Below are 23212 nucleotides of genomic sequence, written 5' to 3'. Positions count from 1 at the left end.
GCGTCGGTTCATCGTGCTGCGGAAGCTCAGTTGAGCCGGCCGAGCCCTGCGATGGTGCGGTCGATCAGCGCGCGATCGGCGTCGGCGCCGTGCTTCTCGGCGATGATCGCGGCAGCGGCGCCTGCGGCGGCATCGGCGGCCTTGGCGCGCACCTCGGCGATCGCCGCGCGTTCGGCGGCGGCGATCTTGTCTTCGGCCATCCGCGCGCGACGCGCCATCAGCGCATCGGCGTCTTCCTTCGCCTTGGCGACGATCGCGGCCGCCTCGGCATGCGCATTCTCGCGCATCGCGGCGGCGTCGGATTCGGCGGCGGCGGCCTTGGCGGCATATTCGGTCTTGAGTGCCTCGGCCTCGGAACGCAGCTTCTTCGCTTCGTCGAGCTGCGCGCGAATCTCGGCGATCCGCTTGTCGAGCGCGCCGGCGATCGCGGCAGGCACCTTCTTCCAGAGCATGCCCAGGATCGTCACCAGCGCGGCGACTGCAACGATAACGGTCGCATCGGCGAACCCGCCGATCGTCGGTTCGGCAGCGTGCGTCTCGCCGGCCGGCGAATGCGCTTCGCCATAGACTTCGCTCTCGGGCGCGAGCGGCATGGTCGATGCCGCGTCGTCGAGATGCTCCTGCACCGCGGCATCGGCGGGGGACAGGTTCGGATTAGCCATGTGCCAGTGCCTCCCGCACCTTCTGCTCGGCGACCGCCTCGCTCACCTCGACGCCGGACAGCTTGGCGACGATGTCGCGCGCGGCTTCGGCGGCCACGGTTTCCAGGCTGGTGAGCGCTTCGGCTTTCGCCCTGGCGATCTCCGCCTCGGCCGCCTCGAGCTTCGCGTCCAGTTCGGCATCGGCGGCGCGCACCCGCGCCGTCGCATCCGCGGCGGAAGCCTCCTTGGCCTTGTTCGTCTCGGCCTGCGCGGCAGTGCGCGCTTCGGCCATCTTGGCACGCCAGCGATCCTCGACCGCATCGGCTTCCTCGCGCGCACGCTCGGCGGCGGCCAGGTCTTCGGCGATCTGCGTATCCCGCTTCTGCACCGTCGATTCGATCTTCGGCACCATTCCCCGCCCGACCACGAAATAGGTCAGGCCGAAAATGATCAGCAGCCAGAAGATTTGCGACGCATAGGTCGAAGCGAGCTGTTCTATCTGAGGCATCGGCGTCCCGTAGCTTTGTCGTCACGGCGGCGGCCGGGCTCCGTGCCCCGCGCGCCGCCGCAAAGGTCGCTGGTTAGGCGACGAACACCAGGATGATCATCGTCACGAAGGCGAGCAGGCCGAGCAGCTCGGCGCCCGCGAAGCCGATGAACAGGCGGCCCTGCTGGCTGTCGGCGGCCGACGGATTGCGCAGCGCGCCTTCGAGATAGCTGGCGAACACGTTGCCCACGCCCAGCGAGGCGAGGCCCATGCCGATCGCGGCGAGACCCGCACCCAGCAGCTTTGCGGCTTCAGCGTCCATTATTCAAACTCCTTTGGCAGATACGTTCTTGTTGGAAACACTTAGTGCAGGTTCACGGCGTCGTTCAGATACACCGACGTCAGCAGCGCGAACACATAGGCCTGGATCGCGGCGACCAGCAGCTCGAGCAGCGTGATGCCGATCATCAGCGCGAAGCTCGGCAGGCTGACGATCGCGGCATAGCCCGCGCCTGAATTGACGCCGGTGATGACGAAGCTCGCCAGCACCTTCAGCAGGATGTGCCCCGCGGTCATCGCGACGAACAGTCGCAGGCCCAGCGAGAAGGGGCGCACCAGAAAGCTCATCAGCTCGACGACGAAGATCAGCGGGATCATCACCACCGGCGTGCCGTGCGGCACGAACAGGCTGAAGAAATGAAAGCCGTGGCGGCCGAAGCCGACGATCAGCACCAGCGCGAAGCTGATGATCGCCAGCACGCCGGTGACGGTCAGATGGCTGGTGATGGTGAACGGATGCCACCCGGGAACCAGCCCGATCGGCGCAAGGCCGAGGATATTCGCCACCAGGATGAACATGAACAGCGAGAAGACATAGGGGAGGAACTTCGTGCCCTCGGACCCGATGTTCGAAAGCAGCATGTTCTTCACGAAGCCGGTGAAGCTCTCCACCGCCGCCTGCCAGCGGCCGGGGACGAGATCGCCCTTCATGCCGAGGAACATGAAGCCCCACAGCACGACCAGCGTGATCACCATCCACAGCGAGCTGTTGGTGAAGGAAAGATCATATCCGCCAACGATCCAGTGTTCGCCGAACACCGGTTCGATCAGGAACTGATGCATCGGATCGATTTTGGAACCCGATTCAGCCACGCGCTTCAAACCCCTGATATGCCAAACGCCCGGTCACTCCGGGCGTTCGCTTGCCATCCTGATGATGTTCCTGAACGCGACCGCAATTCCGAGGAACAGCGCCACGAGCAGGAGCCAGGGCGTCGTGCCGAGGAGGCGGTCGAGAACCCACCCCACCAGCGCGCTGCCGGCAAGCGACCCAATCAAAGCGGCGAGGACGCGGTTGCCCTGGGAATAGCCCCCGTCAGACGTTTTCGTCGCGCGTCCCGTCCGGACCGCCTCCGCGTGCTGCGCATGTTTCAGCCGCTCTTCAAGCGACGTCAGGCGAGCATCTTCGGCGCCATAGGGATCGTCTTGCCCGGTTTCGTTCTCCGCCATGCGCGGCTTCTCCTGGTATCGATCCTGGGGGAAGAAGCGCAGAACGGCGAGCGATCCCGCCAAGGCAGGGGCCGTTTAGAAAGGGGGCGCGGGCGAGTCAACACTCGTGCGGCGCGTGCGGGTCCGAAGCGCACAGGCGCTGCCCGCCGGCGCGCGGGCCAGACGCCTCAGATGCAGCGCGGATCACGTACCGGCGGGCCGCTGCCGCGAGTCATCCACGTGCCGTCGGGCGCCTGATATTTCTCGCCCGCTTCGGTACGCAGGATCAGCCGGCAGCCCGATACGAACGCGAACTGCTCGACGGTCGAGCCATTCTCCTGCGCGCCGCGCGTGTACGCCGCCTTGCGCCGGATGTTGATGTCGCTGACCATCGAGCGCAGCGCGGGCGTGCCGCTGCCGACGACGCCGAGATAGCCGTCGGGCTGCTCGCCCACCTGCCCCGCCGCGCGCGCCGCGGCATAGGCCGGATCGCGATCCTGAAACGCCACGGCGCCTGCCGGCGCGGCGAGCGCGAGAGCCAGTGCGATGGATGCTGCGAATTGCATCAGAAAATCCCCGGGTTGTCCTCGATCACCGATCGGGCCTTGCTGTCGAGACGATACACGACTTCCTGCGTGATCGCGATGTTGAGGTTGATGACGATCGGCTTGTCTGGAGCATTGATGGTGACGCAGCCGCCGCCGATCAACAGCGCGGGCGCAACCAGCAGCATCCGGATCACCGACCCTCTTCCACCCATATTCTTCTCCGTTACGCTCATGGCACGGTCTCGCTTTCCTTAGGCTGAACGGGTCGTTTGCTATCATCGGGCGCCTTCGCGTCCCGCGCCTCCTGCTCTTCCAGCAGTCGCGGCAGGTTGCGATCGATCAGGACCGAAGGGTCGTACCAGCCGCGCACCGTGCCTGCGAGTTGCCGGAACGGCGCGCGGATCTCGATGTTGAACACGATCGGCAGGCTGCCCAGCCGCCGCGTGATGATGTCGCGCTGCGCACCCTCCCCCTGCTGCACGCCCGCGAAGCGGATGCGCGTGACCATCTCGCCGGTCAGCGGGCCTTCGATCCCGAGTTCGAGGCTGCGGTACCGCAGCGAGCGCAGCGCCTGGAAAGCATAATTCCCCCAGAAGCCGAGGTCTTCCTGCGTCAGCTCGCCGACATAGGCAATGCTGCCGCCGTCGCGCGCGCTCAACTCGCCATCCACGATGCGGCCGCCGCGCGCGTCGAACACCATCGGCAGCACGCCGTCGAACGTGCCGGTGGCGGCGACGTTGTCGAATTCCATTTCCTTCAGGAAGCGGGCGATGTCCGCGCCGATCAGCCGGAAGGTCATCCGCCGCGGCACGCTTTGGCCGAAATCGAGCACCGTCGGTTCGAGCACCAGCGTCCCGCCCGCGAACGGCCAGCGCCCCTCCTCGATCGCGATCCGCTGTTCGCCCAGCAGCCGGTAGCGGATCGTCCCCGCTTCGACCGGAATACCCGGATTGATGAGCGCCACCGTCGCGGTTTGCGTCTCGCCCTCCGGAGTGGCCAGGCCGAGCAGATCGCCGAACCGGATCTCGGTCGTCAGCCCGCTCACCGATCCGAAGGCGGCGGCCAGATCGGCGCCCTGGGTGCGGAAGCCTCCCTCGCTCGTCACGCCCTCGCCATTCCAGCGGATGATGCCGCGCCCCGATATGCTGCCCTCCACATCGGCGACCACGCCATAGGTCAGCCGGGTGAGCGCTTCGGGCTGGAGACCGCCGACCTCGAACCGCAGCGCGTCGACCGTCAGCACGGCCTCGCCCGCGCCGTTCGAAAGATCGTGCCGCAGATCGAGCGCCGCGACCTGCGTGGTGTCGTCGGGCAAGTGCAGCGTGCCGGTCGCGACGATGCGGTTGTCGGCGAGCGTCAGCACCACATCGTCGCTGACGAGGCGATTGAATCGCGGCGCTTCGGCCGCATCGGTGACGGCGATCCCGCCGTCCAGCGTCAGCCGCCCTCCTTCCAGCCGCCAGTCGCCGGCCCCGCCGCCGAGCAGCAGCGGCACCTGCCCGATCTGCCCCGACACCCCTGCAAAGCCGCCGCCCAGCGCACCGCCGCCGACGCGCCCGTCCAGCCGCTCGGCGTCGATCCGCGTGACGCTGTCGCCCGCCCCGATCCGGGCGGCGACGTCGCTCAGCGCGAAGCGCGATCCGCCGAGCGCATAGCGCGCCTCCTCGGCGGCCAGCGTCAGCGCAGTGCCGCCGATCGCGCCGGAGAGCCGCGGCCGTGCGATCCGCGCCCCGCCCGAAACGGCGCCGTTAGTGACCGTCACCAGCGCGCCCTCCAGCGGGCAGAGCGCAAGCCGTGTGCGCGCCAGCGTGAGGCTCGAAAGCCGCAGTCGCTCGAATCCGGCCGGCACGCACCCGGGATTCACCGCCACGCGGCCCCCGCTCCAGCGCGCGTCGATCGGCAGCGTCAGACCCTCGACACGCCCGTCGGGCAGCGGCCCCGTCAGCGTCGCGCGGGTCTCGATCTGCGTCGCCCCGTCCGGTCCGGCGCGAAACGCCACCGGCGTCAGTGCCAGCCGGGCGCCGCCCGCGGCATAGGGCGCGATCCGCGCCACGCCGGTCACCGGCGCGCCCGGGGCCGTTTGAGAGAGCGCGATCCGCGCCTCGGGCAGCCCGCCGCCCGCAGTGGTCACCACGCCATCGATCAACAGCCCGCCGTCGGGCCAACGCCAGGCCAGCGCAGGCGATCCGGTCATCCGCAGCTCGGCTCCGCTCGCCGCGTCGATTGAAAGCGATTCGATGCGGACCGCTCCGCCCTCGGGGCCGCTCGCCACCACGATCTGCGCCTGGCCTTGCGCCGCACGTCCGGCGGCGGCCAGCGCCCGCGCCAGCCGGTCGAGCAGCGGCGCGACCGGCGTTCCGTCTCCGGCGGCTTGCAACTGCGCGATATCCGCGAGGGTGTCGGGCGCCAGCGCGATGCCCTCGGCCGCCACCGCTCCGTCGAATCCGATCGTGTCGCCCAGCGCATAGCGGCCGCGCAGCCGCACCGAAGCGGCCCGCGCCGCCGCGCTGGCCAGCCCGCGCGCCGCCAGATCGACGCTTCCCGCCGTACGCTCCGCATCGCCTGCGAAGCCGATCGTGCCGGAAATCCCGCCGAGCCGGAGCTGCGGCATCTGCGCCGCCGCCAGCGTCAGCCGCGCGTCGCCGCGCCACGCCGAAAGCTGGGCATCGAGCGCCAGCTCCAAATCCGCGCGCAGCGTCTCACCGCGCATGTCGCCGCAGTCGGCAGCGCCGACCCGCAGCGGCCCGTCGAGCGCCGGCGCGCCGTCGCGGATCGCCACCGCTCCGGCGAGCGCCACGTCTCGAACAGTGCAGCCGCCAAGCGCCAGCCTCGGCGCCACTGCGCCGATCCGCCCGCGAAAGCCGTCGTCGAGCCGCCCGCTGCCGGTCAGCTTGAGCCCGACCAGCCCCTGCGGCGTCTCGAGCCGCACCCGCACGTCGCCAAGCTCCGCATGAAGCTCGGGGAAGGCGAAGGGCTTGCCGGAAGGCTCGGGCATCAGCCGGTCGATCTCGCCGAGCGAGACCTGCCCGTCCTCGATCCGCGCGCGGAGCCATGCCGTGCCGACGCGGATGCCGGTCACGCGCGCGCCCGAGAACAGACCCAGCGCAGTATTCACTTCGATCCAGTCGGCGGTCAGATCGGGGTGCGCCGGATCGCCGATCACCACATCCGTAAGCCGCTGCCGGGTGAGGCCGATCTCCTCCACCGTGTAGCGCGCGGCCACGCCCCGCCGGGCAAGCTCCTTCGCGATGAAGTCGTCGGCGATCCGCACTCGGTCGAGCCAGGCGATTCCGATGGCGAGCAGCGCGAACAGCAGAAGCCCCAGCAGCGCGCTCGCGGTCCACCGCCGCTTGCGCCACCCCCGCCGCTTCGTTGCGCCCTCGTCCGTCACTCAGCCACAACTCCACGCACGCCGGAACGTTGCGCCGTCCCAACGAGCTCTATTGCAAGCCCGATTGCGCAGCGCCAGCCGCCGTCTTAGCATCGCCGTCGATGCAAGCCCCTCCGCCCGACAATAGCGGCCACCGCGCGCGCCTGCGCCAGCGGCTGTTCGAAGGTGGGCCCGATGCGCTGCTCGATCACGAGTTGATCGAATATCTGCTCGCGCTGGCGATCCCGCGACGGGACACCAAGCCGCTGGCCAAGGCGCTGCTGCACGAATTCGGAGGAATCGCCGGGCTGCTCACCGCCGATGCCGAGGCGCTGGCGCGCGTGCCGGGAATGGGCGACACCTCGGCCGCCGCGCTGAAGGCCGCGCACGCCGCCGCGCTCCGGCTGCTGCGCGCGCAGGTCGCCGAGCGGCCGGTGCTCGCCAACTGGCAGGCGCTGCTCGATTATCTGCGCGCGGACATGGCGCACCACGCGATCGAGCGCGTGCGGGTGCTTCATCTCAATTCGAAAAACATGCTGATCCGGGACGAGCTGATGAGCGAAGGCTCGGTCGACGAAGCCGCGCTCTACGTCCGCGAAGTCATCCGCCGCGCGATCGATCTCGGCTCGGCCGCGATCATCCTCGTTCACAATCACCCCTCGGGCGATCCCTCGCCCAGCCGCGCCGATATCGAAATCACCCGCAATGTCGCCGAAGCCGGCAAGCGGCTCGGCATCGTGCTCCACGATCACATCATCCTCGGCACGCAAGGCCATGCCAGCCTGCGCGCGATGGGTGTGCTGTAGCCCGCACCGGCGGCGCACATGAAAACGGCCGCCGGACAAAAGCCCGGCGGCCGCCTGTCGTAACCGTTCGCGCTGCTTAGGAAGCGGGCGAGTCGGTGGTTTCCGCGCCCTGCTCGGCCGGCGCCTGCTCGGCGGGCGCGGGCGTGAGCAGCGTGATCATCTCGACCTTGCTGATGCTCTGCGACTCATCCTTGTCGGCGAAGCCGAACGCGCCGTTCAGCCACGCCACCGCTTCTTCGCTGGTGCCGGTGAAGCTCGGGTCCGACGCCTGGCGCAGCTTGATCATCCAGGCTGCGAACTCGCTCTGCTCGAGCGCATTGTTCGCGTTGGTGTCATAAAGCTCCCACTCGCTGTCGACGAGCTGCGCGACCTGCGCCGCGGCGGCGGACTGCTGGCTCTGGGGTTGAGTCGTGGCGGGCGTATCCTGCGCCGGGGACTGCTGCTGCGCCGGGGTCTCCGCCATCGTCGCCTGCTGCTGCGAAGTCGAGTCCTGACCAGCCATGTCCTGCGCAAGAGCAGGACCGGCGATCATCATGGAACCGGCCAAAAGGAACTGCTTCAGCATGTAAATCTATACTCCTATTAATCAACCATTCGACTTGAAAACTACTTGAGACTGCGCTAGGATAATCGGCGCTTCAACATATCGTCCCGTCAGCTTGTTCCATTTTCAACCCGTTGCGGGGGCGATTCGTCCCTGCTAGGGCTCGGCTCATCGCAGTTCGGTTCCCTGGCTGCGACCAGTTGCCCGCACATCCGAAGAGGTTTCGATGGTCCCCCGCTATGCCCGCCCGGCCATGACCGCGCTTTGGGCGCCCGAGGCGAAGTACCGCATCTGGTTCGAGATCGAGGCCCATGCCACCGATGCGCTGGCGGAACTGGGTGTGGTGCCGCGCGATGCCGCCAGGGCGCTGTGGGACTGGTGGGCCACCGATCCGAAGATCGATGTCGAGCGGATCGACGCGATCGAGGCAGTGACCAAACATGACGTCATCGCCTTCCTCACCTGGGTTGCCGAAAACGTCGGCGATCAGGCGCGCTTCATGCATCAGGGAATGACCTCCTCGGACGTTCTCGACACCTGTCTTGCCGTCCAGCTAGCCCGTGCCTCCGACATCCTCCTTGAGGATATCGACAATCTTCTCAGTGCCTTATCGGCGAAAGCACATGAACATAAGCTGACCCCGACGATCGGGCGCAGCCACGGCATCCATGCCGAGCCGGTCACCTTCGGACTCAAGCTCGCCACTTATTATGCCGAGTTCCAGCGCAACCGCGAACGGCTGCTCGCCGCGCGCGCGGACGTCGCCACTTGCGCGATCTCGGGCGCGGTCGGCACCTTCGCCAACATCGATCCGCGCGTGGAGCAGCATGTCGCCGACAAGCTCGGCCTGACGATCGAGCCGGTCTCGACTCAGGTGATCCCGCGCGATCGCCACGCGATGTTCTTTGCGACGCTCGGCGTCATCGCCAGCTCGATCGAGCGGCTCGCGACCGAGGTGCGCCACCTGCAGCGCACCGAAGTGCTCGAGGCCGAGGAATATTTCTCGCCCGGCCAGAAGGGCAGCTCGGCGATGCCGCACAAGCGCAATCCCGTGCTCACCGAAAATCTCACCGGCCTGGCCCGGATGGTACGCAGCGCGGTCACGCCCGCGATGGAGAATGTCGCGCTCTGGCACGAACGCGACATCTCCCACTCGTCGGTCGAGCGGTTCATCGGCCCGGATGCGACGATCACGCTCGATTTCGCGCTCGCTCGGCTCACCGGCGTGGTCGAGAAGCTCGTCGTCTATCCCGAGCGGATGCGGAAGAACCTCGATCGCATGGGCGGGCTCGTCCATTCGCAGCGCGTGCTGCTCGCGCTCACGCAGGCGGGCGTCAGCCGCGAGGATGCCTATCGCCTCGTCCAGCGCAATGCGATGCAGGTGTGGGAAAGCGACGGCGAGAAGTCGCTGCTCGAACTGCTCAAGGCCGATCCCGAAGTGACCGCCGCGCTCACTCCGTCGCAGATCGAGGAACGTTTCGACCTCGATTATCATTTCGAGCATGTGGATACGATCTTCGAGCGCGTCTTCGGCGCATGAACCCCGCCCATAAGGCGCTGCGCGAGCGCACCCGCGGCGCGCACGAGCGTGTCGATGCGGTGTTCGCGGGCTATGACCTGTCCGATCGCGCACACTATGCGGCGATGCTTGCCGCGCATGCCGAGGTCCTGCTTCCGCTCGAAGCGGCGCTGGACCGCGCAGGCGCCGAATCGGTGACGGCCGACTGGCCGGAGCGCAGGCGCGGCGCGGCGTTGCAGGCGGATCTGGCGGAACTCGCCGGTGGACCTGCCGGCGCTCCGCCCGCCCCTGGCGCACCGTTCGGGACCGGCGGCACTCCGCCGCTCGACACCGGCGCAGGCGCAGATCAGGCGACGATCGCCGGCACGCTCTATGTGCTCGAAGGCTCGCGCCTGGGCGGCCGCTTCCTCGCGCGCCAACTCGCCACCGGCTTTCCCCGTCGCTATCTTGATGCGGATCAAGCCCGCGGAAACTGGCCTAAATTGCTTTCCAAGCTCGACGCGGTCCTGTACGAGCCGCATGCCTTGAGTACCGCCGTGGATGCAGCGCTCGACGTGTTCGAAGCGTTCGAAACCGCCGGCCGGAAATGGCTGGCGAAAGTGTAGCGCGTGGCGGACCGGGAAGAAGAAGCGTTTCAGGTTGACCTGACCAACTGCGATCGCGAGCCGATTCACGAGCTCGGGGCGATCCAGCCGTTCGGGTTCCTGATCGCCGTTTCGAGCGACTGGCTCGTCAAGCGCGCCTCGGCGAATGTGGCGGATACGTTCGGCATCCCCGCCGAGGAGATGCTCGGCACCCCGCTCACCGAGCACATGTCGGCCACGGTGGTCCACACGCTGCGCAACCGCCTGACCATGCTGCGCGGCGCCGATGCGGTCGAGCGTGTGTTCGGCCTGGCGCTGTTCGCCGACCAGCCCGATCGCTGCTTCGACTTCGCCGTGCACATGGTCGAAGACACGATCATCATCGAGGGCGAGCCGAGCGACGTCGACGCGCATACCGATCCGGCCAGCGCGATCCGCGGCATGATGGCGCGGCTCGACGATACGCCCGATCTTCCCGCCTATTTCCGGGAGGGCGCGCGCCAGGTGCGTGCGCTCACCGGCTTCGATCGCGTGATGGTCTATCAGTTCGATCGCGACGGATCGGGCATCGTCGTGGCCGAGGCCGCCCGCTCGGGCATCGGCAGCTTTCTCGATCTGCGCTATCCGGCGAGCGACATTCCGGCGCAGGCCCGCAAGCTCTATCTGCGCACGCCGTTCCGCCTCATCGCCGATGTCGAGGCAAAACCGGTGCCGATCGTCCCCGAGCGCGACGAGACCGGCGCGCCGCTCGATCTGTCGCTTTCGGTGCTTCGCTCGGTCTCGCCGATCCATATTGAATATCTGAAGAACATGGGCGTCGGCGCCTCGATGTCGATCTCGATCATCGTCGAGGGCAAGCTCTGGGGCCTGTTCGCGTGCCATCACTACAGCGGATCGCGCTGCCCCGGCTTCGAGCGCCGCTCGATCGCCGAGCTGTTCGGTCAGATGTTCGCGCTCAAGCTCGAGAGCCGCGAGCGCAAGGCGCTGTCGGCCTATGAAACCGCCGCGCGCGGGACCAGCGACCGGCTGCTCGCCGCCGTCGCGGGCGACGCCACGCTGCTCGACAATCCCGAGTGGCTGGGCGGCATCATGCGCGAAGTCGTGCCGTGCGACGGCATCGCGATCTGGATCGACGGCAAGGTGGCGATGAGCGGCGCGACGCCGCCCGCCGATGCCATGCCGGCGATCGTCCGGCGCCTGAACGCCATGGCGGCGGGCCGCGTGTTTGCGACTGATCACCTGGCGGAGATCCTGCCGCAGGCCGCCGAGTACGCCGGCCTCGGCGCCGGCCTACTCGCCATTCCGGTCTCGCGCAGCCCGCGCGACTATGTGCTGCTGTTCCGTCAGGAGCGGGTGCGCAACGTCACCTGGGGCGGCGATCCGCACAAGCCGGCGCAGCTCGGCCCGAACGGCGCCCGGCTCACGCCGCGCAAGAGCTTCGACGCGTGGCGGCAGGAAGTGCGCGGCCGGTCCGAGCCCTTTACCGACCCGCAGCTGCGCGTGGCGGAGATGCTGCGCGCGTCGCTGATCGAAGTCGTGCTGCGGCTGTCGGACGATGCGCAGGAGGAGCGGCGGCGCGCCTCCGAGCGGCAGGAACTGCTGATCGCCGAGCTCAACCACCGCGTCCGCAACATTCTCAGCCTGATCCGCGGCCTCGTCCGCCAGTCGCGCGATCCCGCGGTCGAGGCGGCGAGCTATATGGCATTGCTCGAAGGGCGGATCGAAGCGCTCGCCCGCGCGCACGATCAGATCACTCAGGACAACTGGAGTCCCGCCCCGCTCGCGCGGCTGATCGAGACCGAAGCCGCCGCCTATCTGGGGGGACGCGCGGGCCGCGTCGCGCTCGACGGGCCGATGATCCTGCTGCGTCCGGCCGCCTTTTCCACGCTCGCGCTCGTGTTTCACGAGCTGATGACCAATTCGGCGAAATATGGTGCGCTCGCCGACAGCGGGACCGTCCACGTCACCTGGCAGCTCGACGCCGAGGGCGATTGCATCCTCCAGTGGCGCGAGCGCGGCGGGCCGGCGGTCCAGCCGCCCAGCCGTCAGGGCTTCGGCACGACCATCATCCAGCGCTCGATTCCCTATGATCTGGGTGGCAAGGCGGATGTCCGCTATCCCGTGACCGGCCTCGAGGCCGATTTCTGCATTCCCGCGCGGCAGGTCACGGTCGATGGAACGGTCCCCAAGGCGGGTTCGGATCCCACTGCGCGCGCGTTCGAAACGCCCTCGGTACCCAAGGCGCGCCCGGTGCTTTCCGGCAATGCGCTGCTGGTCGAGGACAGTCTCATCATCGCGATGGACGCCGAGGACATCCTCGTGAATCTCGGCGCAACGCGCGTCGTGACGGCCGCGGGCATCGCGCAGGCGCTGGACGAGCTCGAGCAGGACAGTTTCGAGATCGCCGTCCTCGATTTCAATCTCGGCAGCGAGACCAGCATGCCGATCGCCGATGCGCTGCGCGCCGCCGGCGTGCCCTATGTCTTCGCGACCGGCTATGGCGAGCAGCTCAAGCTGCCTGCCGATCACCAGGACGCGCCGGTGATCCAGAAGCCCTATACCGCCGGCAACATGGCGTGGACGCTGGGGGAAGTGCTCGGGCGCTGATCGCCGCGAGCGAAGCCGTCGCCGCCCGCGCCGGGCCCCGAAGATCCTTCCCCGGAAAGCCCGGCGCGTCCGGCACGTCCGGCTGCCTCAGCGGCAGCGGCGGCCGTCGCGACGATCCTCGTTGCGATCGATCGAATTGCCCAGCACCGCGCCGAGGACGCCGCCGATGATCGCACCGGCCGTGCTGTCGCCGCGACCCGCGACGCCTGCGCCGATCACTGCACCGGCGACGCCGCCGATCACCGTGCCGGTCGTTCCGTCCTCGCGGTGGCAGTAATAGCGGCCGCCGTCGCCGCGCCACACCGGGCCGTTATAATAGCCGCGGTTATCGTAATAGCGGGCGTAGCGGCGATCCTGGCGCCGCTCCGAGCGGCGATAGTCGCGCCGATCGGCACGGCGCGCCTCGCGGCGGTCCCGCCGGGCATCGTAGCGGTCGTAATAGCCGTTGTAGTTATGATCTTCGGCGTAGCGATCCGCGCGGTCGTTGTACCGCTGCGCCGACGCCTCGACGGTCATCGCGGGCACCGCGAGAATCGGGAGAATGAAACCAAGAGCGAGCTTGCGCATGACGAGCCTCCTGTCTTGCCGCGGTCGCAAGGTGCGCCGCGATGAAGGCCATAAGACCCGAGTCGCGCTGAGCCTTGTCTGAATTCGCCCGACAGCCGCCGTTCAGCAAGTTTCGGCCGGGTAACGAACCGTCGCTACTCCGCCGCGCCCGCCTCCTCGTTGGCGACGAAGCCGAAGAAAATGCCCTGCTCCCACAGGTTCGATCCCGCTGCCGCCGCGCTCAGGCACTCGAACTCCTCGGGCGCGGGCGGGTCGGCCAGCGCCGCGGCGCTCAGCGTCAGATAGCGGCCGTCGGACGACGCGATCAGCGTCCCGGGCTGGGCGGCGCCGCAATGCGTCTCCAGCCGCGCGGCGAACGCCGCCAGCGGCTCGCTGGCGGGATCCTGGAGCGGCAGACCCTCGCGCAGGCCCAGCCTGTCGAGCTGCCGCAGTCCTTCATGGTGGACGCGCAACGGCTCCAGTTCTTCGCCCAGCTCGACCGAGCGGCCGGCCATGTCCACGCTGTCGAACCGCAGATGGGTGCCATAGCCGCCCTCCGCCTCGACCCGTACGGCGCAAGCCAGCACTTCCTCAGGAAGCGGTTCCTCGCCGGTGATCGTCGCCTCGACGATTCCCACTGCCGCGTCGGTGAGGCTCGTAACCCGCTCGGCGGGGATTCCGCAGGCGATCAGCGCCGCTTCGGTCGGCGCCTCCTGCCCGGCGTGCGCGGCGCCAGGCATCGCCAGCAGTGCAGCGCCGCTCACGGCGGCAAGAACCGGGAAGCGCGTCATCGGGCGCCCGCCTGCCGCGCGGTCAGTGCGCGCAACCGCTCGATCTGGGCCGGCACGTCTCCGCCGGCTTGGCCGATCGCCCGGTCGATCGAGTCGCAGGGCTCGATGTCGAGCACGCCCGCGGTGCAGGTGACGACATAGAAGAGCTCAAAGCCCGGCCGCGGGCATGCGGCACCGTTCGCCCTGGCTCCGTTGACCCAGCCGAACCGCGACATGCACCCGGTCCCGTTCTCCCAGGCGAAGCGACTGCCCGGCCCGGTGCCATATTCCCAGTAATAGCGGCTCCATGGCCCGGTGCCGTTCTCCCAGAAATAGCGGGTCGCCGGGCCGGTCCCGTTCAGCCAGGCGTACAGCGATCCCGGCGCCGTCCCGTTCAGCCAGAAATAGCCGGAGCCGTCATCCACCCCGTTAAGGATATAGTGGAGCGACCCGGCACCGGTGCCGTAGACGAAATGCTCGAGAGTGACCCGCGCCGCCTGCCCCGCCTGCGCATCGACGCGTCGGATCTGCGCAACGTCGGGGCGGAAAGGCGGAGGTGGCGCGGATTCGGCCTGCACCGGCAGGACAGCTCCGATCCACGCCGCCACCCCGGCGATTGCCCAACCACCAGTCCCCATGCCGCTTCTCCCTCGGGCGCGAGGGTGTCGCGCGCGTGGGGAACGGTCAAGCGTTCAGCCGCCGACCGCCTTGCGCACCTTGGCGAAGAATCCCTGGCTCGCCGGGCATTCGTCGCCGGTCTCGATCGCGCGAAACTCCTCGAGCAGCTCGCGTTGCCGCGCCGACAGGCGAGTCGGCGTCTCGACTTCGATCGTCACCACCAGGTCGCCGCGTCCACGCCCCTGCAGCACCGGCATGCCGGCGCCGCGCTGGCGCTGCTCGCGCCCGGATTGGGTGCCCGGCGCCACCTTGATCGTGTGGACCTCGCCGTCCAGCCCCGGAATCTCGATCTCGCCGCCCAGCGCCGCCGTGGTGAAGCTCACCGGCGCGCGCGCGAACAAGGTCGTGCCCTCGCGCTGATAGATCGGGTGCTTGGCGACGTGGAGAAAGATGTAGAGATCGCCCGCCGGGGCGCCGCGCGCGCCGGCCTCGCCTTCGCCGGTCAGGCGGATGCGCGTGCCGTCGTCCACGCCCGGCGGTACGTTTATCGACAGCGTCTTGGTCTTGTCGACTCGGCCCTCGCCGCGGCAACGGCCGCAGGGTTCCTGGATCAGTTCGCCCGCGCCATGACAGGTCGGGCACGTCCGCTCGACCACGAAGAAGCCCTGGCTCGCGCGGACCTTGCCCATGCCCTTGCACATGCCGCAGGTCTGGGCGCTGGTGCCCGGCGCCGCGCCCGAACCCGAGCAACTGTCGCACGCGCTGGAGACATCGACCGTGATCTCGGCCGCCTTGCCGTGGAACGCGTCGTCGAGCGTGATTTCCATGTCGTAGCGCAGATCGGCGCCGCGCCGCGTCTGCCGCCCGCCGGGCCGGCCGCCGCCCATGAACTCGCCGAACACGCTTTCGAAGATGTCGCTGAACGCGCCGAAGTCCTGGGCGCCGCCGCCGCCGTTCTGGAAGGCGGCATGGCCGAATCGGTCATATGCGGCGCGTTTCTGCGGATCGCGCAGCACGTCATAGGCTTCGCTTACCGCCTTGAACTTGGCCTCGGAGTCGCGGCATCCGCCGTTGCGGTCCGGATGATACTGCATCGCGAGCTTGCGATAGGCGGACTTCAGCGTTGCATTGTCCGCCGTCCGCTCGCAGCCGAGCAGTTCATAATAGTCGACTTGAGTGGTCATACGTGCCCCGCCCGCAAACGCCCCTCGACTTCGCTCGGGAGGAACGGAAGGGTGAGGCCCCTATTCCCGTTCGGTTCGAGCGAAGTCGAGAACCGTTGCATGCGCCCTTACGCCTTGTTGTCGTCCACTTCCGAAAACTCGGCGTCGACCACTTCCTCTTCCGAGCCGGCTTCGCCGCCCGCGGCCGCGCCGGCCTGCGAAGGCTGCGCCTCGCCGGCCTGCTGCTGCTCGTAGATCGCCTGGCCGAGCTTCATCGCAACCTGCGCCAGGTTCTGCGACTTGCTCTGCATCGCCTCGGCGTCGCCGCTCTCGACGGCGCTCTTGGTCTCGGCGATCGCCGCTTCGATCTCGGACTTCAGCCCGGCATCGACCTTGTCGCCGTTCTCGGCGAGCTGGCGCTCGGTGGTGTGGATCAGGCTCTCGGCGTTGTTCTTCGCCTCGGCATCCGCACGGCGCTTCTTGTCTTCCTCGGCGAACTTCTCCGCGTCGCGCACCATCTGCTCGATGTCGGCTTCGTTGAGGCCGCCCGAAGCCTGGATGCGGATCTGCTGTTCCTTGCCGGTGCCCTTGTCCTTGGCGCTGACGTTGACGATGCCGTTGGCGTCGATGTCGAAGGTCACTTCGATCTGCGGCACGCCGCGCGGTGCCGGCGGAATGCCGACGAGGTCGAACTGGCCGAGCAGCTTGTTGTCCGCCGCCATCTCGCGCTCGCCCTGGAAGACGCGGATCGTCACCGCCTGCTGATTGTCGTCGGCAGTCGAATAGACCTGGCTCTTCTTGGTGGGGATCGTCGTGTTGCGGTCGATCATGCGGGTGAACACGCCGCCCAGCGTCTCGATGCCCAGCGACAGCGGCGTCACGTCGAGCAGCAGCACGTCCTTGACGTCGCCCTGGAGCACGCCCGCCTGGATCGCCGCGCCGATCGCCACCACCTCGTCGGGGTTGACCCCGGTGTGCGGCTCCTTGCCGAAGAATTCCTTCACCACCTGGCGCACCTTGGGCATGCGCGTCATGCCGCCCACGAGCACCACTTCGTCGATCGCGCTCGCCTTGACCCCGGCGTCGGCCAGCGCCTTGCGGCACGGCTCGAGCGTGCGCTGGATGAGGTCGTCCACCAGCCGTTCCAGCTCGGCGCGGTTGATCTGCTTGACGAGGTGCTTCGGGCCGTTCTGGTCGGCGGTGATGAACGGCAGGTTGACTTCGGTGGTCTGCGCGCTCGACAGCTCGATCTTGGCCTTTTCGGCGGCTTCCTTCAGCCGCTGCAGCGCCAGCTTGTCCTTGGTGAGGTCGATCCCCTCCGCCTTCTTGAAGTCGTCGGCGAGATACTGGACGAGCTTCGAATCGAAGTCCTCGCCGCCCAGGAAGGTGTCGCCGTTGGTCGCCTTCACTTCGAACACGCCGTCGCCGATCTCGAGGATCGAGATGTCGAAGGTGCCGCCGCCGAGGTCATAGACCGCGATCGTCTTGTTGTTGTCCTTGTCGAGCCCGTACGCCAGCGCCGCCGCGGTCGGCTCGTTGATGATGCGCAGCACCTCGAGGCCCGCGATCTTGCCGGCGTCCTTGGTCGCCTGGCGCTGGGCGTCGTTGAAATATGCCGGAACCGTGATGACGGCCTGGCTGACGGTCTCGCCGAGGTAGCTCTCGGCGGTTTCCTTCATCTTCTGCAGGATGAACGCCGAGATCTGCGACGGCGAATAATCCTCGCCGCCCGCCTGCACCCAGGCGTCGCCGTTCGATCCCTTGACGATGTCATAGGGCACCAGCTCGGTGTCCTTCTTCGTCACCGGATCATCGAAGCGGCGGCCGATCAGGCGCTTCACCGCAAAGACGGTGTTGTCCGGATTGGTGACGGCCTGGCGCTTGGCCGGCTGGCCGATCAGCCGCTCGCCATCCTTGGCGAAGGCGACGATCGACGGCGTGGTGCGCGCGCCTTCCGCATTTTCGATAACCTTGGGCTTGCCGCCTTCCATTACGGCAACGCAGCTGTTGGTCGTGCCCAGATCGATACCGATAACTTTAGCCATGGTCCCTCGTTGGCCCCCGTATTGAAATTCATGCGGCCCGCGCCCCGAAAATGGCGGCACGTGCCGGTCTGATCCGCGATATAGGTGCGGTTCGGCTTGCCGCAAGATCGCGTCGCTTCTACGAAAATGTCCCGATTTCCCGTTTTGAGAAGGAGCCGCCGCCGCCATGTTCAGGATTGCAGCACCTGCGGTCGCCCTCGCCCTGCTCGCCGGTTGCCAGCAGCCGGCCGAGGAAGTTGCCGTCACCGATGCCTGGGTGCGCCTGCCCGCGGTCGCGGCCAATCCGGGCGCGGCCTATTTCACGATCGAGGGCGGCGCCGATCCCGCCACGCTCGTCGCAGTGCGTGCGCCCTTCGCGCTGCGGACCGAGATGCACGAAAGCATGCATCACGACGGCCGCATGACGATGGAGCCGATCGGCGACGTTCCGATTCCCGCGCGCGGCACGCTCGCTTTCGAACCCGGCGGCAAGCACGTCATGGTCTATGACATCAGCCCTAATGTGCGAGCCGGCACGCCGGTGCCGCTGCGCTTCGAATTCGCCGAGGGCCGCGAGATCGAAGTCGAGGCGCAGGTGGTCGGGCCCGCCGATCCCGCGCCCGAGGATTGATGCTCCGCACCGCACCGGCGAGCGACGGCGAAGTCGCCGGGCGGCCGCTCACGCCCGGCGAGATCAGGCTCGCGCGTTCGGTGTTCGACGGCGCGATCGACTACGCGCGGGTCCGGGTCCACAACCGCAAGTGGATCTTCTTCCAGCCGAGGAGCACCACCATGGCGCCGCTCGGCTCGATTCACTTCAATCCCGCCGGCGGCCTCTACCGCCCCGACTTCGCCGATGCGCCGCTCACCCTCCAGGGGCTGTTCATTCACGAAATGGTGCACGTCTGGCAGCATCAGCGCGGCATCTTCCTGCCACTCGTGCGCCACCCCTTCTGCCGGTACGGCTACAGCTTCAGGCCCGGCCGCCCGCTCCACCGCTACGGCATCGAGCAGCAGGCCGAAATCGTCCGCCACGCCTTCCTGCTCCGCCGCGGCTGCGCCGTCGCCGGCGCGCCGGGGCTGAGCAGCTACGAAAGCCTGCTGCCCTTCTGAGTGCTGCGCCGCACGATTGACTTGCCCGCGAACGCCGCGACACTCGATGCGATGTCCTCCGCAGACTCCCGGCCGATCAAGATCGAAACCCGCGACGCGATCACCATCGTGACCCTCGATCGGCCGCACCGCCGCAATGCCGTCGATCCCGCCACTGCGGTCGCGCTGCGCGATGCCTTCGCCGCCTTCGACGCCGACGCCGAGGCGAAGGTCGCCGTCCTCACCGGCGCGGGCGGCAGCTTCTGCTCCGGCTATGATCTCCACGCCGTCGCCAGCGATCCGCCGCCCTATGACGCCGCCGGTCCCGGCCCGATGGGCCCCACCCGCGCGACGCTTTCGAAGCCGGTGATCGCCGCGGTCGAGGGGCATGCCGTTGCCGGCGGGCTCGAACTCGCGCTCTGGTGCGACTTGCGCGTCGCGTCGGAGGCAGCCGTGTTCGGCGTGTTCTGCCGCCGCTGGGGCGTGCCGCTGATCGACGGCGGCACGATCCGGCTACCGCGCCTGGTCGGCCAGGGCCGGGCGATGGACATGATCCTCACCGGCCGCCCGGTCGACGCGCGCGAGGCGCATGCGATCGGCCTCGCCGACCGGCTGGCGCCCGAGGGGCAGGCACGCGCCGCCGCGGTTGCGCTGGCCCAGGAAATCGCCGCCTTCCCCCCGCGCTGCATGCGCGCCGACCGCGCCTCGGCGCTCGCTCAATGGAACCTGCCGCTCGAAGACGCGCTGCGCGCCGAAGCCGAGGGCGGCGAACGCCCGCTGCGCGAGGAAGGCCATGCCGGCGCCGGCCGCTTCTCGGGCGGCGCCGGCCGCGGCGGCAGCTTCGGCGCATAAACTCGGCGCATAAAGAAGCCCTCCCCATCGCCGATGGGAAGGGCAGTTGGTCGAATGGTGGGGAGGAGCCGGCGGCGCCGGCTCCCGCATTCAGCGCCGCCGGCCGAACGTCGCGATCTGTGCGCGGCCGCCGGGGCCCGCCGGCGTCACCAGCACGGGCACGCCGTCGCGAATGTCGATATTGTCGACGTTGACGATCTTGCCGTCCTCCATCCGCAGCGCGATCACTTCCTCGCGATTGAGATCGGCCAGCATGTCATCGATCCGGCCCATCTGCTGGCCTTCGGGCGACATCAGCTGCTTGCCGCGAAGGTCCTGCTCGGGATGCTTCAGCTCCCATTTGTCGAGTCCGTCCAGTTCGCGGACGTCATGTTCCTTGGTCATGTTTCTCTCCATGAATTCTGTCGGGGGGCGATGCGGCGCTTACTTCGTCACCGCCTGTGCGTAGATGTACCGCTCGACGCCATCGGGCAGCGGACGCGCGCGATCGTTATAGATCACCGTATCCTCCGGGATGCCGCCGGCTGCATCACGGATCGCACCGCGGATCGCCACGGTATCGCCGGCATCGACGTTGACTCGGCCCTCGACGTTGTTGCTGCGGTCGATTTGCTCGTCGAGCACGACATAGACTCGCTCGCCGCTCGCATCGGCGATCCAGAAGCCGGCATCGCTGCGCATTTCGACGACGTTGATGCCTGTCAGATCGACTTCGCGGCCGACGATCGAATTGTCGGTCGCGCCGGTGATAGTCGTCAGGTCGGTGATCGGCGCGTCGGACTCGGTCGTCTCCATCGCCATATTGTCGGTCATCGGCGTGGTTTCGGCGGGGGCGGTCACCGGCACCGGCTCGGTCACAAGCACATCGTCGTCGTCGTCGCCGAGGAAGGCCCAGAGCAGCAGCGCAAGGATGATCAGCGCCAATACGGCCCAGATCCATCCGGGTACGCCCTTTTTCTTCTCGATCGGAATTTCTGCCATGCGGTATCACTCCTGTTCGATTGAGAACCGGGGCGCACGCGTCGCCGCTGCGCGTCCCTTGCTCTCCGATGAACGGAGCGGGCGCGGCAAATATCCGCGATCCTGTGCTTTTTTTGAGCCGAACCGCTCCTCGACGGCGATAATCGGCCGATTCTAGAGCCGTGCGAACAGCGCGCTCATTGCCGCCCATGCCCGCTCGGCCGCCGCCGAATCATAGGCGGGGCTGTCGATCACCGTCCAACCATGGTCGGCGGGATAGACTTCCACCTGCGCCGGCACGCCCGCCGCCTGCGCCGCCGCGCGCAGCACCGTCTTTGCTTCGGGCTCCTGCGCATCGTCGTTCTGCGCGATCGCGAACAGATAGGCCGCGCGAGTCGCGTCCAGCAGCCGGTGCGGCGATTGGGGATCGTCCTCGCGCACCAGCCCGCCGCCGTGCAGCGACGCCGCCGCACGCACCCGCCCGGGCACCGCCGCCGCGCTGTACACAGTGAACGGCCCGCCCATGCAATAGCCGTTGGTGCCCACGCCGCGCCCGCTGTCCACCTCGTCGCGCGCGTCGAGCCACGCCACTGCTGCGGTTGCGTCGCGCATCACCGCGTCGGGCGTCAGCGCCGCGCGCCACGGCCCCACTTTCTCGAACCCGCCCTGCGCGCGAAACGCGGCGAAGTCGGCGAACTGCGGCGCAGCCATCGCACGATAATAGGGGTTCACCACCAGCACGGCATGGCCCTGCGCCGCCAGCCGCCGCGCCATCACCTTGAACGCCTCGCGCAACCCCGCGATGTCGGGCCAGGTGAGCACCGCCGGATGCTGACCCCTCGCCGGCGCCACGAAAAAGGCGTCGATCGTCCCGTCGGGCGAGGGCACGGAAACCCTCTCCTCGATCAGCCCGCCCGCATCCTCCTCTGCACGCGGCGCGCAGGCGGCAAGCGCTCCCAGCGCACCCGCCGCGACGAATCGCCGCCGGTTCATCGCCCAGTCGAACCCGCCCTGCCGGCTCCATGCTTCCAGATTGTCGCGCTCGCACATGGTCGCTTCCCTTCGCAGCCGATCGGCCGAACCCGACGAATAGCGCAGTTTTCGCGGCGACAGAAGTACTGCGCCGCGCCCGCCGCGCCTCGTTCGCGCGACGATGCAACTTTGTTACGCGAGGCTTGCGGTCCCGCCCGTGCGCGCCTAAGCGCTAATGCGAAGCGTTCTTGATAAGGGGTCGTCGTGGGACGGGCATCGATACGTGCATGGTTCCTCGTCCATAAGTGGACGAGCCTTGCCTGCACGCTTTTCCTGCTGATGCTCTGCGTCACCGGGCTGCCGCTCATTTTCCACGACGAGATCGATCGGCTCACCGAAGCCACGCCCGAATATGGCATGCCTGGCGTCGGCTCCTCCAGCGACGCGCCGGGGCTGCTGCCGCTCGACGCGATGCTTGCGCGCGCGCTCGCCGCGCGGCCGGGCGAAGTGCCCGTCTATATGGCGTTCGACAATGATCAGCCCGCGATCACCGTCACCACCGCGCCGCGCCCCGATTCCCCCGCGCACGACATGACGCTCCTGTTCTTCGATCGCTCGACGGGCGCGCGCACCGGGCAGGCGGACGAAAGCGGCGTTATGCACTTCCTGCTCCAGCTCCACACCGACATGTTCCTCGGGCTGCCGGGCATGTTGTTCCTCGGCGCGATGGGGCTGCTCTTCGTGATCGCGATCGTTTCGGGCGTCGTGCTCTACGCGCCCTTCATGCGAAAGCTCGATTTCGGCACGCTGCGCGTTTCGCGCAGCCGGCGCCTCAAGTGGCTCGACTATCACAATCTGCTCGGCATCGTCGGCGTCGCGTGGATGGCGGCGGTGGGCGTCACCGGCATCATCAACGCGCTCGCCACGCCGATCAACCAGGCGTGGCAGGCGAACGAGCTTGCCGCGATGACGCGCGAATATGCCGGGCAGGATCCGCTACCGCCCTCGCGCTACGGCTCGCTTGACGCCGCGATGGCGCAGGCGCGCAAGGCGCTGCCCGGAAACAATCCCCAGTTCATCGCCTTTCCGGGCGGCAGCTTCAGCTCGAAGCATCATTATGCGGTGTTCTTCCAGGGCGATACGCCGCTGACGCAGCAACTGCTCACGCCCGCGCTGATCGACGCGGAAACCGGCGTCTTCACCGATGCGCGGCCCATGCCCTGGTATTATCAGGCGCTCTCGCTCTCGCGCCCGCTGCATTTCGGCGACTATGGCGGGCTGCCGCTCAAGCTGCTCTGGGCCGCGCTCGATCTGTTCACGATCGTCGTGCTGGCGAGCGGCGTCTATCTCTGGCTCGGCAAGCGCCGCGCCTCTCCCGACGCGCATGTCCGCGAAGTGGCGAGCGGCGGCGAAGCGATCGCCGCGGCATGAGTCGCGCGCGTTCGGCCGGAGCGGTGTTCGCGCTGCCGCTTCTCATCGCGCTTGCCGGATTCGTCGGGCTCGTCGCGGCGCTCACCGGCGATGGCTGGCGCGATGGGATCGCCTGGGTGGGACTCGGCATTCCGGTCGCGGCAGTGGCCTGGGCGATGCGCGTCCGCAAATTCTGAAACGGCGCGACGCT

General features: G+C 68.2%; 26 protein-coding genes. 9 read left to right on the top strand and 17 right to left on the bottom strand.

The features are described 5' to 3' along the window. Positions 1–26: 26 nt before the first annotated feature. From H7V21_RS14080 to H7V21_RS14045, 8 genes are all read right to left on the bottom strand, one after another. Positions 27–662, bottom strand: a complete 636-nt coding sequence (locus H7V21_RS14080; protein WP_188054335.1) for a hypothetical protein — start codon at positions 660–662, stop codon at positions 27–29. Beyond that, positions 655–1149 (bottom strand): ATPase, encoded by a 495-nt coding sequence (locus H7V21_RS14075; protein ID WP_188054334.1) that lies wholly within the window; start codon positions 1147–1149, stop codon positions 655–657. Before H7V21_RS14075 ends, H7V21_RS14080 begins: the two co-directional genes overlap by 8 nt. Positions 1150–1222: 73 nt before the next feature. Next, a complete protein-coding gene (locus H7V21_RS14070; RefSeq protein ID WP_188054333.1) occupies positions 1223–1450 on the bottom strand; it encodes a F0F1 ATP synthase subunit C in 228 nt (75 codons plus the stop codon). 41 nt (positions 1451–1491) lie between these two features. Further along, positions 1492–2250 (bottom strand): F0F1 ATP synthase subunit A, encoded by a 759-nt coding sequence (locus tag H7V21_RS14065; protein ID WP_188054332.1) that lies wholly within the window; start codon positions 2248–2250, stop codon positions 1492–1494. Between the two features lie 63 nt (positions 2251–2313). Next, on the bottom strand, positions 2314–2637 hold the full coding sequence (locus H7V21_RS14060) for an AtpZ/AtpI family protein (RefSeq protein WP_188056573.1): 324 nt from the start codon (positions 2635–2637) through the stop codon (positions 2314–2316). 167 nt (positions 2638–2804) lie between these two features. Next, positions 2805–3182: a YdbL family protein gene (locus H7V21_RS14055; protein WP_188054331.1), complete on the bottom strand. Its 378-nt coding sequence runs from the start codon at positions 3180–3182 to the stop codon at positions 2805–2807. Beyond that, the gene (locus H7V21_RS14050; RefSeq protein WP_262504110.1) at positions 3182–3349 is read right to left on the bottom strand and encodes a YnbE family lipoprotein; all 168 of its coding nucleotides are present in this window, start codon (positions 3347–3349) and stop codon (positions 3182–3184) included. The genes H7V21_RS14055 and H7V21_RS14050 overlap by 1 nt, the downstream gene beginning before the upstream one ends. 44 nt (positions 3350–3393) lie before the next feature. Continuing rightward, entirely contained in the window at positions 3394–6555 is a 3162-nt protein-coding gene (locus H7V21_RS14045) for a YdbH domain-containing protein (protein WP_188054330.1), read from the bottom strand. 101 nt (positions 6556–6656) lie between these two features. On the opposite strand from H7V21_RS14045, the gene radC reads away from it, so the two are divergent. Then, complete coding sequence (gene radC / locus H7V21_RS14040; protein ID WP_188054329.1) at positions 6657–7340, top strand: RadC family protein; 684 nt, start codon at positions 6657–6659, stop codon at positions 7338–7340. Positions 7341–7416: 76 nt separating this feature from the next. On the opposite strand, the gene H7V21_RS14035 is transcribed toward radC, so the two are convergent. After that, the gene (locus H7V21_RS14035) at positions 7417–7905 is read right to left on the bottom strand and encodes an EF-hand domain-containing protein (RefSeq protein ID WP_188054328.1); all 489 of its coding nucleotides are present in this window, start codon (positions 7903–7905) and stop codon (positions 7417–7419) included. A gap of 205 nt (positions 7906–8110) precedes the next feature. Between H7V21_RS14035 and purB the strand changes: the two genes are divergently transcribed. The 3 genes from purB to H7V21_RS14020 are packed head-to-tail and all read left to right on the top strand — an operon-like array spanning position 8111 to position 12594. Beyond that, complete coding sequence (gene purB / locus H7V21_RS14030) at positions 8111–9424, top strand: adenylosuccinate lyase (RefSeq protein ID WP_188054327.1); 1314 nt, start codon at positions 8111–8113, stop codon at positions 9422–9424. Beyond that, positions 9421–10008 carry a biliverdin-producing heme oxygenase gene (locus H7V21_RS14025; protein WP_188054326.1) on the top strand — a complete coding sequence of 196 codons (588 nt, stop codon included), beginning with the start codon at positions 9421–9423 and terminating at the stop codon, positions 10006–10008. The genes purB and H7V21_RS14025 overlap by 4 nt, the downstream gene beginning before the upstream one ends. Positions 10009–10011: 3 nt before the next feature. Further along, complete coding sequence (locus tag H7V21_RS14020) at positions 10012–12594, top strand: HWE histidine kinase domain-containing protein (protein WP_188054325.1); 2583 nt, start codon at positions 10012–10014, stop codon at positions 12592–12594. A gap of 87 nt (positions 12595–12681) precedes the next feature. Here the strand turns inward: H7V21_RS14020 and H7V21_RS14015 are convergent, their stop codons facing one another. From H7V21_RS14015 to dnaK, 5 genes are all read right to left on the bottom strand, one after another. Beyond that, positions 12682–13161 (bottom strand): glycine zipper 2TM domain-containing protein, encoded by a 480-nt coding sequence (locus H7V21_RS14015; protein ID WP_262503892.1) that lies wholly within the window; start codon positions 13159–13161, stop codon positions 12682–12684. A gap of 134 nt (positions 13162–13295) precedes the next feature. Continuing rightward, positions 13296–13931: a hypothetical protein gene (locus H7V21_RS14010; RefSeq protein ID WP_188054324.1), complete on the bottom strand. Its 636-nt coding sequence runs from the start codon at positions 13929–13931 to the stop codon at positions 13296–13298. Continuing rightward, a complete protein-coding gene (locus H7V21_RS14005; RefSeq protein ID WP_188054323.1) occupies positions 13928–14548 on the bottom strand; it encodes a hypothetical protein in 621 nt (206 codons plus the stop codon). The genes H7V21_RS14010 and H7V21_RS14005 overlap by 4 nt, the downstream gene beginning before the upstream one ends. A gap of 54 nt (positions 14549–14602) precedes the next feature. Then, on the bottom strand, positions 14603–15712 hold the full coding sequence (dnaJ, locus tag H7V21_RS14000) for a molecular chaperone DnaJ (RefSeq protein ID WP_188054322.1): 1110 nt from the start codon (positions 15710–15712) through the stop codon (positions 14603–14605). 107 nt (positions 15713–15819) lie between these two features. Beyond that, positions 15820–17736 (bottom strand): molecular chaperone DnaK, encoded by a 1917-nt coding sequence (gene dnaK / locus H7V21_RS13995; protein WP_188054321.1) that lies wholly within the window; start codon positions 17734–17736, stop codon positions 15820–15822. Positions 17737–17902: 166 nt separating this feature from the next. Between dnaK and H7V21_RS13990 the strand changes: the two genes are divergently transcribed. Genes H7V21_RS13990 through H7V21_RS13980 form a run of 3 tightly spaced genes read left to right on the top strand, consistent with a single transcriptional unit; the run spans position 17903 to position 19659 of the window. Then, positions 17903–18346, top strand: a complete 444-nt coding sequence (locus H7V21_RS13990) for a copper chaperone PCu(A)C (protein WP_188054320.1) — start codon at positions 17903–17905, stop codon at positions 18344–18346. Continuing rightward, complete coding sequence (locus tag H7V21_RS13985; protein WP_188054319.1) at positions 18346–18828, top strand: vgr related protein; 483 nt, start codon at positions 18346–18348, stop codon at positions 18826–18828. Before H7V21_RS13990 ends, H7V21_RS13985 begins: the two co-directional genes overlap by 1 nt. A gap of 51 nt (positions 18829–18879) precedes the next feature. Continuing rightward, positions 18880–19659, top strand: a complete 780-nt coding sequence (locus H7V21_RS13980; protein WP_188054318.1) for a crotonase/enoyl-CoA hydratase family protein — start codon at positions 18880–18882, stop codon at positions 19657–19659. 90 nt (positions 19660–19749) lie between these two features. Here H7V21_RS13980 and H7V21_RS13975 read toward each other — a convergent pair whose 3' ends face one another. The 3 genes from H7V21_RS13975 to H7V21_RS13965 all read right to left on the bottom strand — a co-directional run bounded on the left by H7V21_RS13975 (position 19750) and on the right by H7V21_RS13965 (position 21669). Next, on the bottom strand, positions 19750–20043 hold the full coding sequence (locus H7V21_RS13975) for a hypothetical protein (protein WP_188054317.1): 294 nt from the start codon (positions 20041–20043) through the stop codon (positions 19750–19752). Positions 20044–20082: 39 nt separating this feature from the next. After that, a complete protein-coding gene (locus H7V21_RS13970; RefSeq protein ID WP_188054316.1) occupies positions 20083–20640 on the bottom strand; it encodes a hypothetical protein in 558 nt (185 codons plus the stop codon). A 153-nt stretch (positions 20641–20793) separates the two neighbouring features. Beyond that, positions 20794–21669, bottom strand: a complete 876-nt coding sequence (locus H7V21_RS13965) for a dienelactone hydrolase family protein (protein WP_188054315.1) — start codon at positions 21667–21669, stop codon at positions 20794–20796. 186 nt (positions 21670–21855) lie between these two features. Here H7V21_RS13965 and H7V21_RS13960 point away from each other — a divergent pair, with 186 nt between their 5' ends. Further along, complete coding sequence (locus H7V21_RS13960; RefSeq protein ID WP_188054314.1) at positions 21856–23022, top strand: PepSY-associated TM helix domain-containing protein; 1167 nt, start codon at positions 21856–21858, stop codon at positions 23020–23022. Further along, positions 23019–23198 (top strand): hypothetical protein, encoded by a 180-nt coding sequence (locus H7V21_RS13955; RefSeq protein WP_188054313.1) that lies wholly within the window; start codon positions 23019–23021, stop codon positions 23196–23198. Before H7V21_RS13960 ends, H7V21_RS13955 begins: the two co-directional genes overlap by 4 nt. Positions 23199–23212: the final 14 nt, after the last annotated feature.

This window comes from Sphingosinithalassobacter sp. CS137, from assembly GCF_014334115.1.
Lineage (GTDB): Bacteria > Pseudomonadota > Alphaproteobacteria > Sphingomonadales > Sphingomonadaceae > Sphingomonas.
The sequence above is the reverse complement of the archived record's forward strand: the minus strand, read 5'-3'. Positions and strand labels throughout refer to the sequence as shown.

Excerpts from the sequence above, each read along its gene's own strand:
- H7V21_RS14080 (WP_188054335.1), bottom strand. The coding sequence starts at position 662 with ATGGCTAATCCGAACCTGTCCCCCGCCGATGCCGCGGTGCAGGAGCAT.
- H7V21_RS14075 (WP_188054334.1), bottom strand. The coding sequence starts at position 1,149 with ATGCCTCAGATAGAACAGCTCGCTTCGACCTATGCGTCGCAAATCTTC.
- H7V21_RS14070 (WP_188054333.1), bottom strand. The coding sequence starts at position 1,450 with ATGGACGCTGAAGCCGCAAAGCTGCTGGGTGCGGGTCTCGCCGCGATC.
- H7V21_RS14065 (WP_188054332.1), bottom strand. The coding sequence starts at position 2,250 with ATGCATCAGTTCCTGATCGAACCGGTGTTCGGCGAACACTGGATCGTT.
- H7V21_RS14060 (WP_188056573.1), bottom strand. The coding sequence starts at position 2,637 with ATGGCGGAGAACGAAACCGGGCAAGACGATCCCTATGGCGCCGAAGAT.
- H7V21_RS14055 (WP_188054331.1), bottom strand. The coding sequence starts at position 3,182 with ATGCAATTCGCAGCATCCATCGCACTGGCTCTCGCGCTCGCCGCGCCG.
- H7V21_RS14050 (WP_262504110.1), bottom strand. The coding sequence starts at position 3,349 with ATGCTGCTGGTTGCGCCCGCGCTGTTGATCGGCGGCGGCTGCGTCACC.
- radC (WP_188054329.1), top strand. The coding sequence starts at position 6,657 with ATGCAAGCCCCTCCGCCCGACAATAGCGGCCACCGCGCGCGCCTGCGC.
- H7V21_RS14035 (WP_188054328.1), bottom strand. The coding sequence starts at position 7,905 with ATGCTGAAGCAGTTCCTTTTGGCCGGTTCCATGATGATCGCCGGTCCT.
- purB (WP_188054327.1), top strand. The coding sequence starts at position 8,111 with ATGGTCCCCCGCTATGCCCGCCCGGCCATGACCGCGCTTTGGGCGCCC.
- H7V21_RS14025 (WP_188054326.1), top strand. The coding sequence starts at position 9,421 with ATGAACCCCGCCCATAAGGCGCTGCGCGAGCGCACCCGCGGCGCGCAC.
- H7V21_RS14015 (WP_262503892.1), bottom strand. The coding sequence starts at position 13,161 with ATGCGCAAGCTCGCTCTTGGTTTCATTCTCCCGATTCTCGCGGTGCCC.
- H7V21_RS14010 (WP_188054324.1), bottom strand. The coding sequence starts at position 13,931 with ATGACGCGCTTCCCGGTTCTTGCCGCCGTGAGCGGCGCTGCACTGCTG.
- H7V21_RS14005 (WP_188054323.1), bottom strand. The coding sequence starts at position 14,548 with ATGGGGACTGGTGGTTGGGCAATCGCCGGGGTGGCGGCGTGGATCGGA.
- dnaJ (WP_188054322.1), bottom strand. The coding sequence starts at position 15,712 with ATGACCACTCAAGTCGACTATTATGAACTGCTCGGCTGCGAGCGGACG.
- dnaK (WP_188054321.1), bottom strand. The coding sequence starts at position 17,736 with ATGGCTAAAGTTATCGGTATCGATCTGGGCACGACCAACAGCTGCGTT.
- H7V21_RS13990 (WP_188054320.1), top strand. The coding sequence starts at position 17,903 with ATGTTCAGGATTGCAGCACCTGCGGTCGCCCTCGCCCTGCTCGCCGGT.
- H7V21_RS13985 (WP_188054319.1), top strand. The coding sequence starts at position 18,346 with ATGCTCCGCACCGCACCGGCGAGCGACGGCGAAGTCGCCGGGCGGCCG.
- H7V21_RS13980 (WP_188054318.1), top strand. The coding sequence starts at position 18,880 with ATGTCCTCCGCAGACTCCCGGCCGATCAAGATCGAAACCCGCGACGCG.
- H7V21_RS13975 (WP_188054317.1), bottom strand. The coding sequence starts at position 20,043 with ATGACCAAGGAACATGACGTCCGCGAACTGGACGGACTCGACAAATGG.
- H7V21_RS13970 (WP_188054316.1), bottom strand. The coding sequence starts at position 20,640 with ATGGCAGAAATTCCGATCGAGAAGAAAAAGGGCGTACCCGGATGGATC.
- H7V21_RS13965 (WP_188054315.1), bottom strand. The coding sequence starts at position 21,669 with ATGTGCGAGCGCGACAATCTGGAAGCATGGAGCCGGCAGGGCGGGTTC.
- H7V21_RS13955 (WP_188054313.1), top strand. The coding sequence starts at position 23,019 with ATGAGTCGCGCGCGTTCGGCCGGAGCGGTGTTCGCGCTGCCGCTTCTC.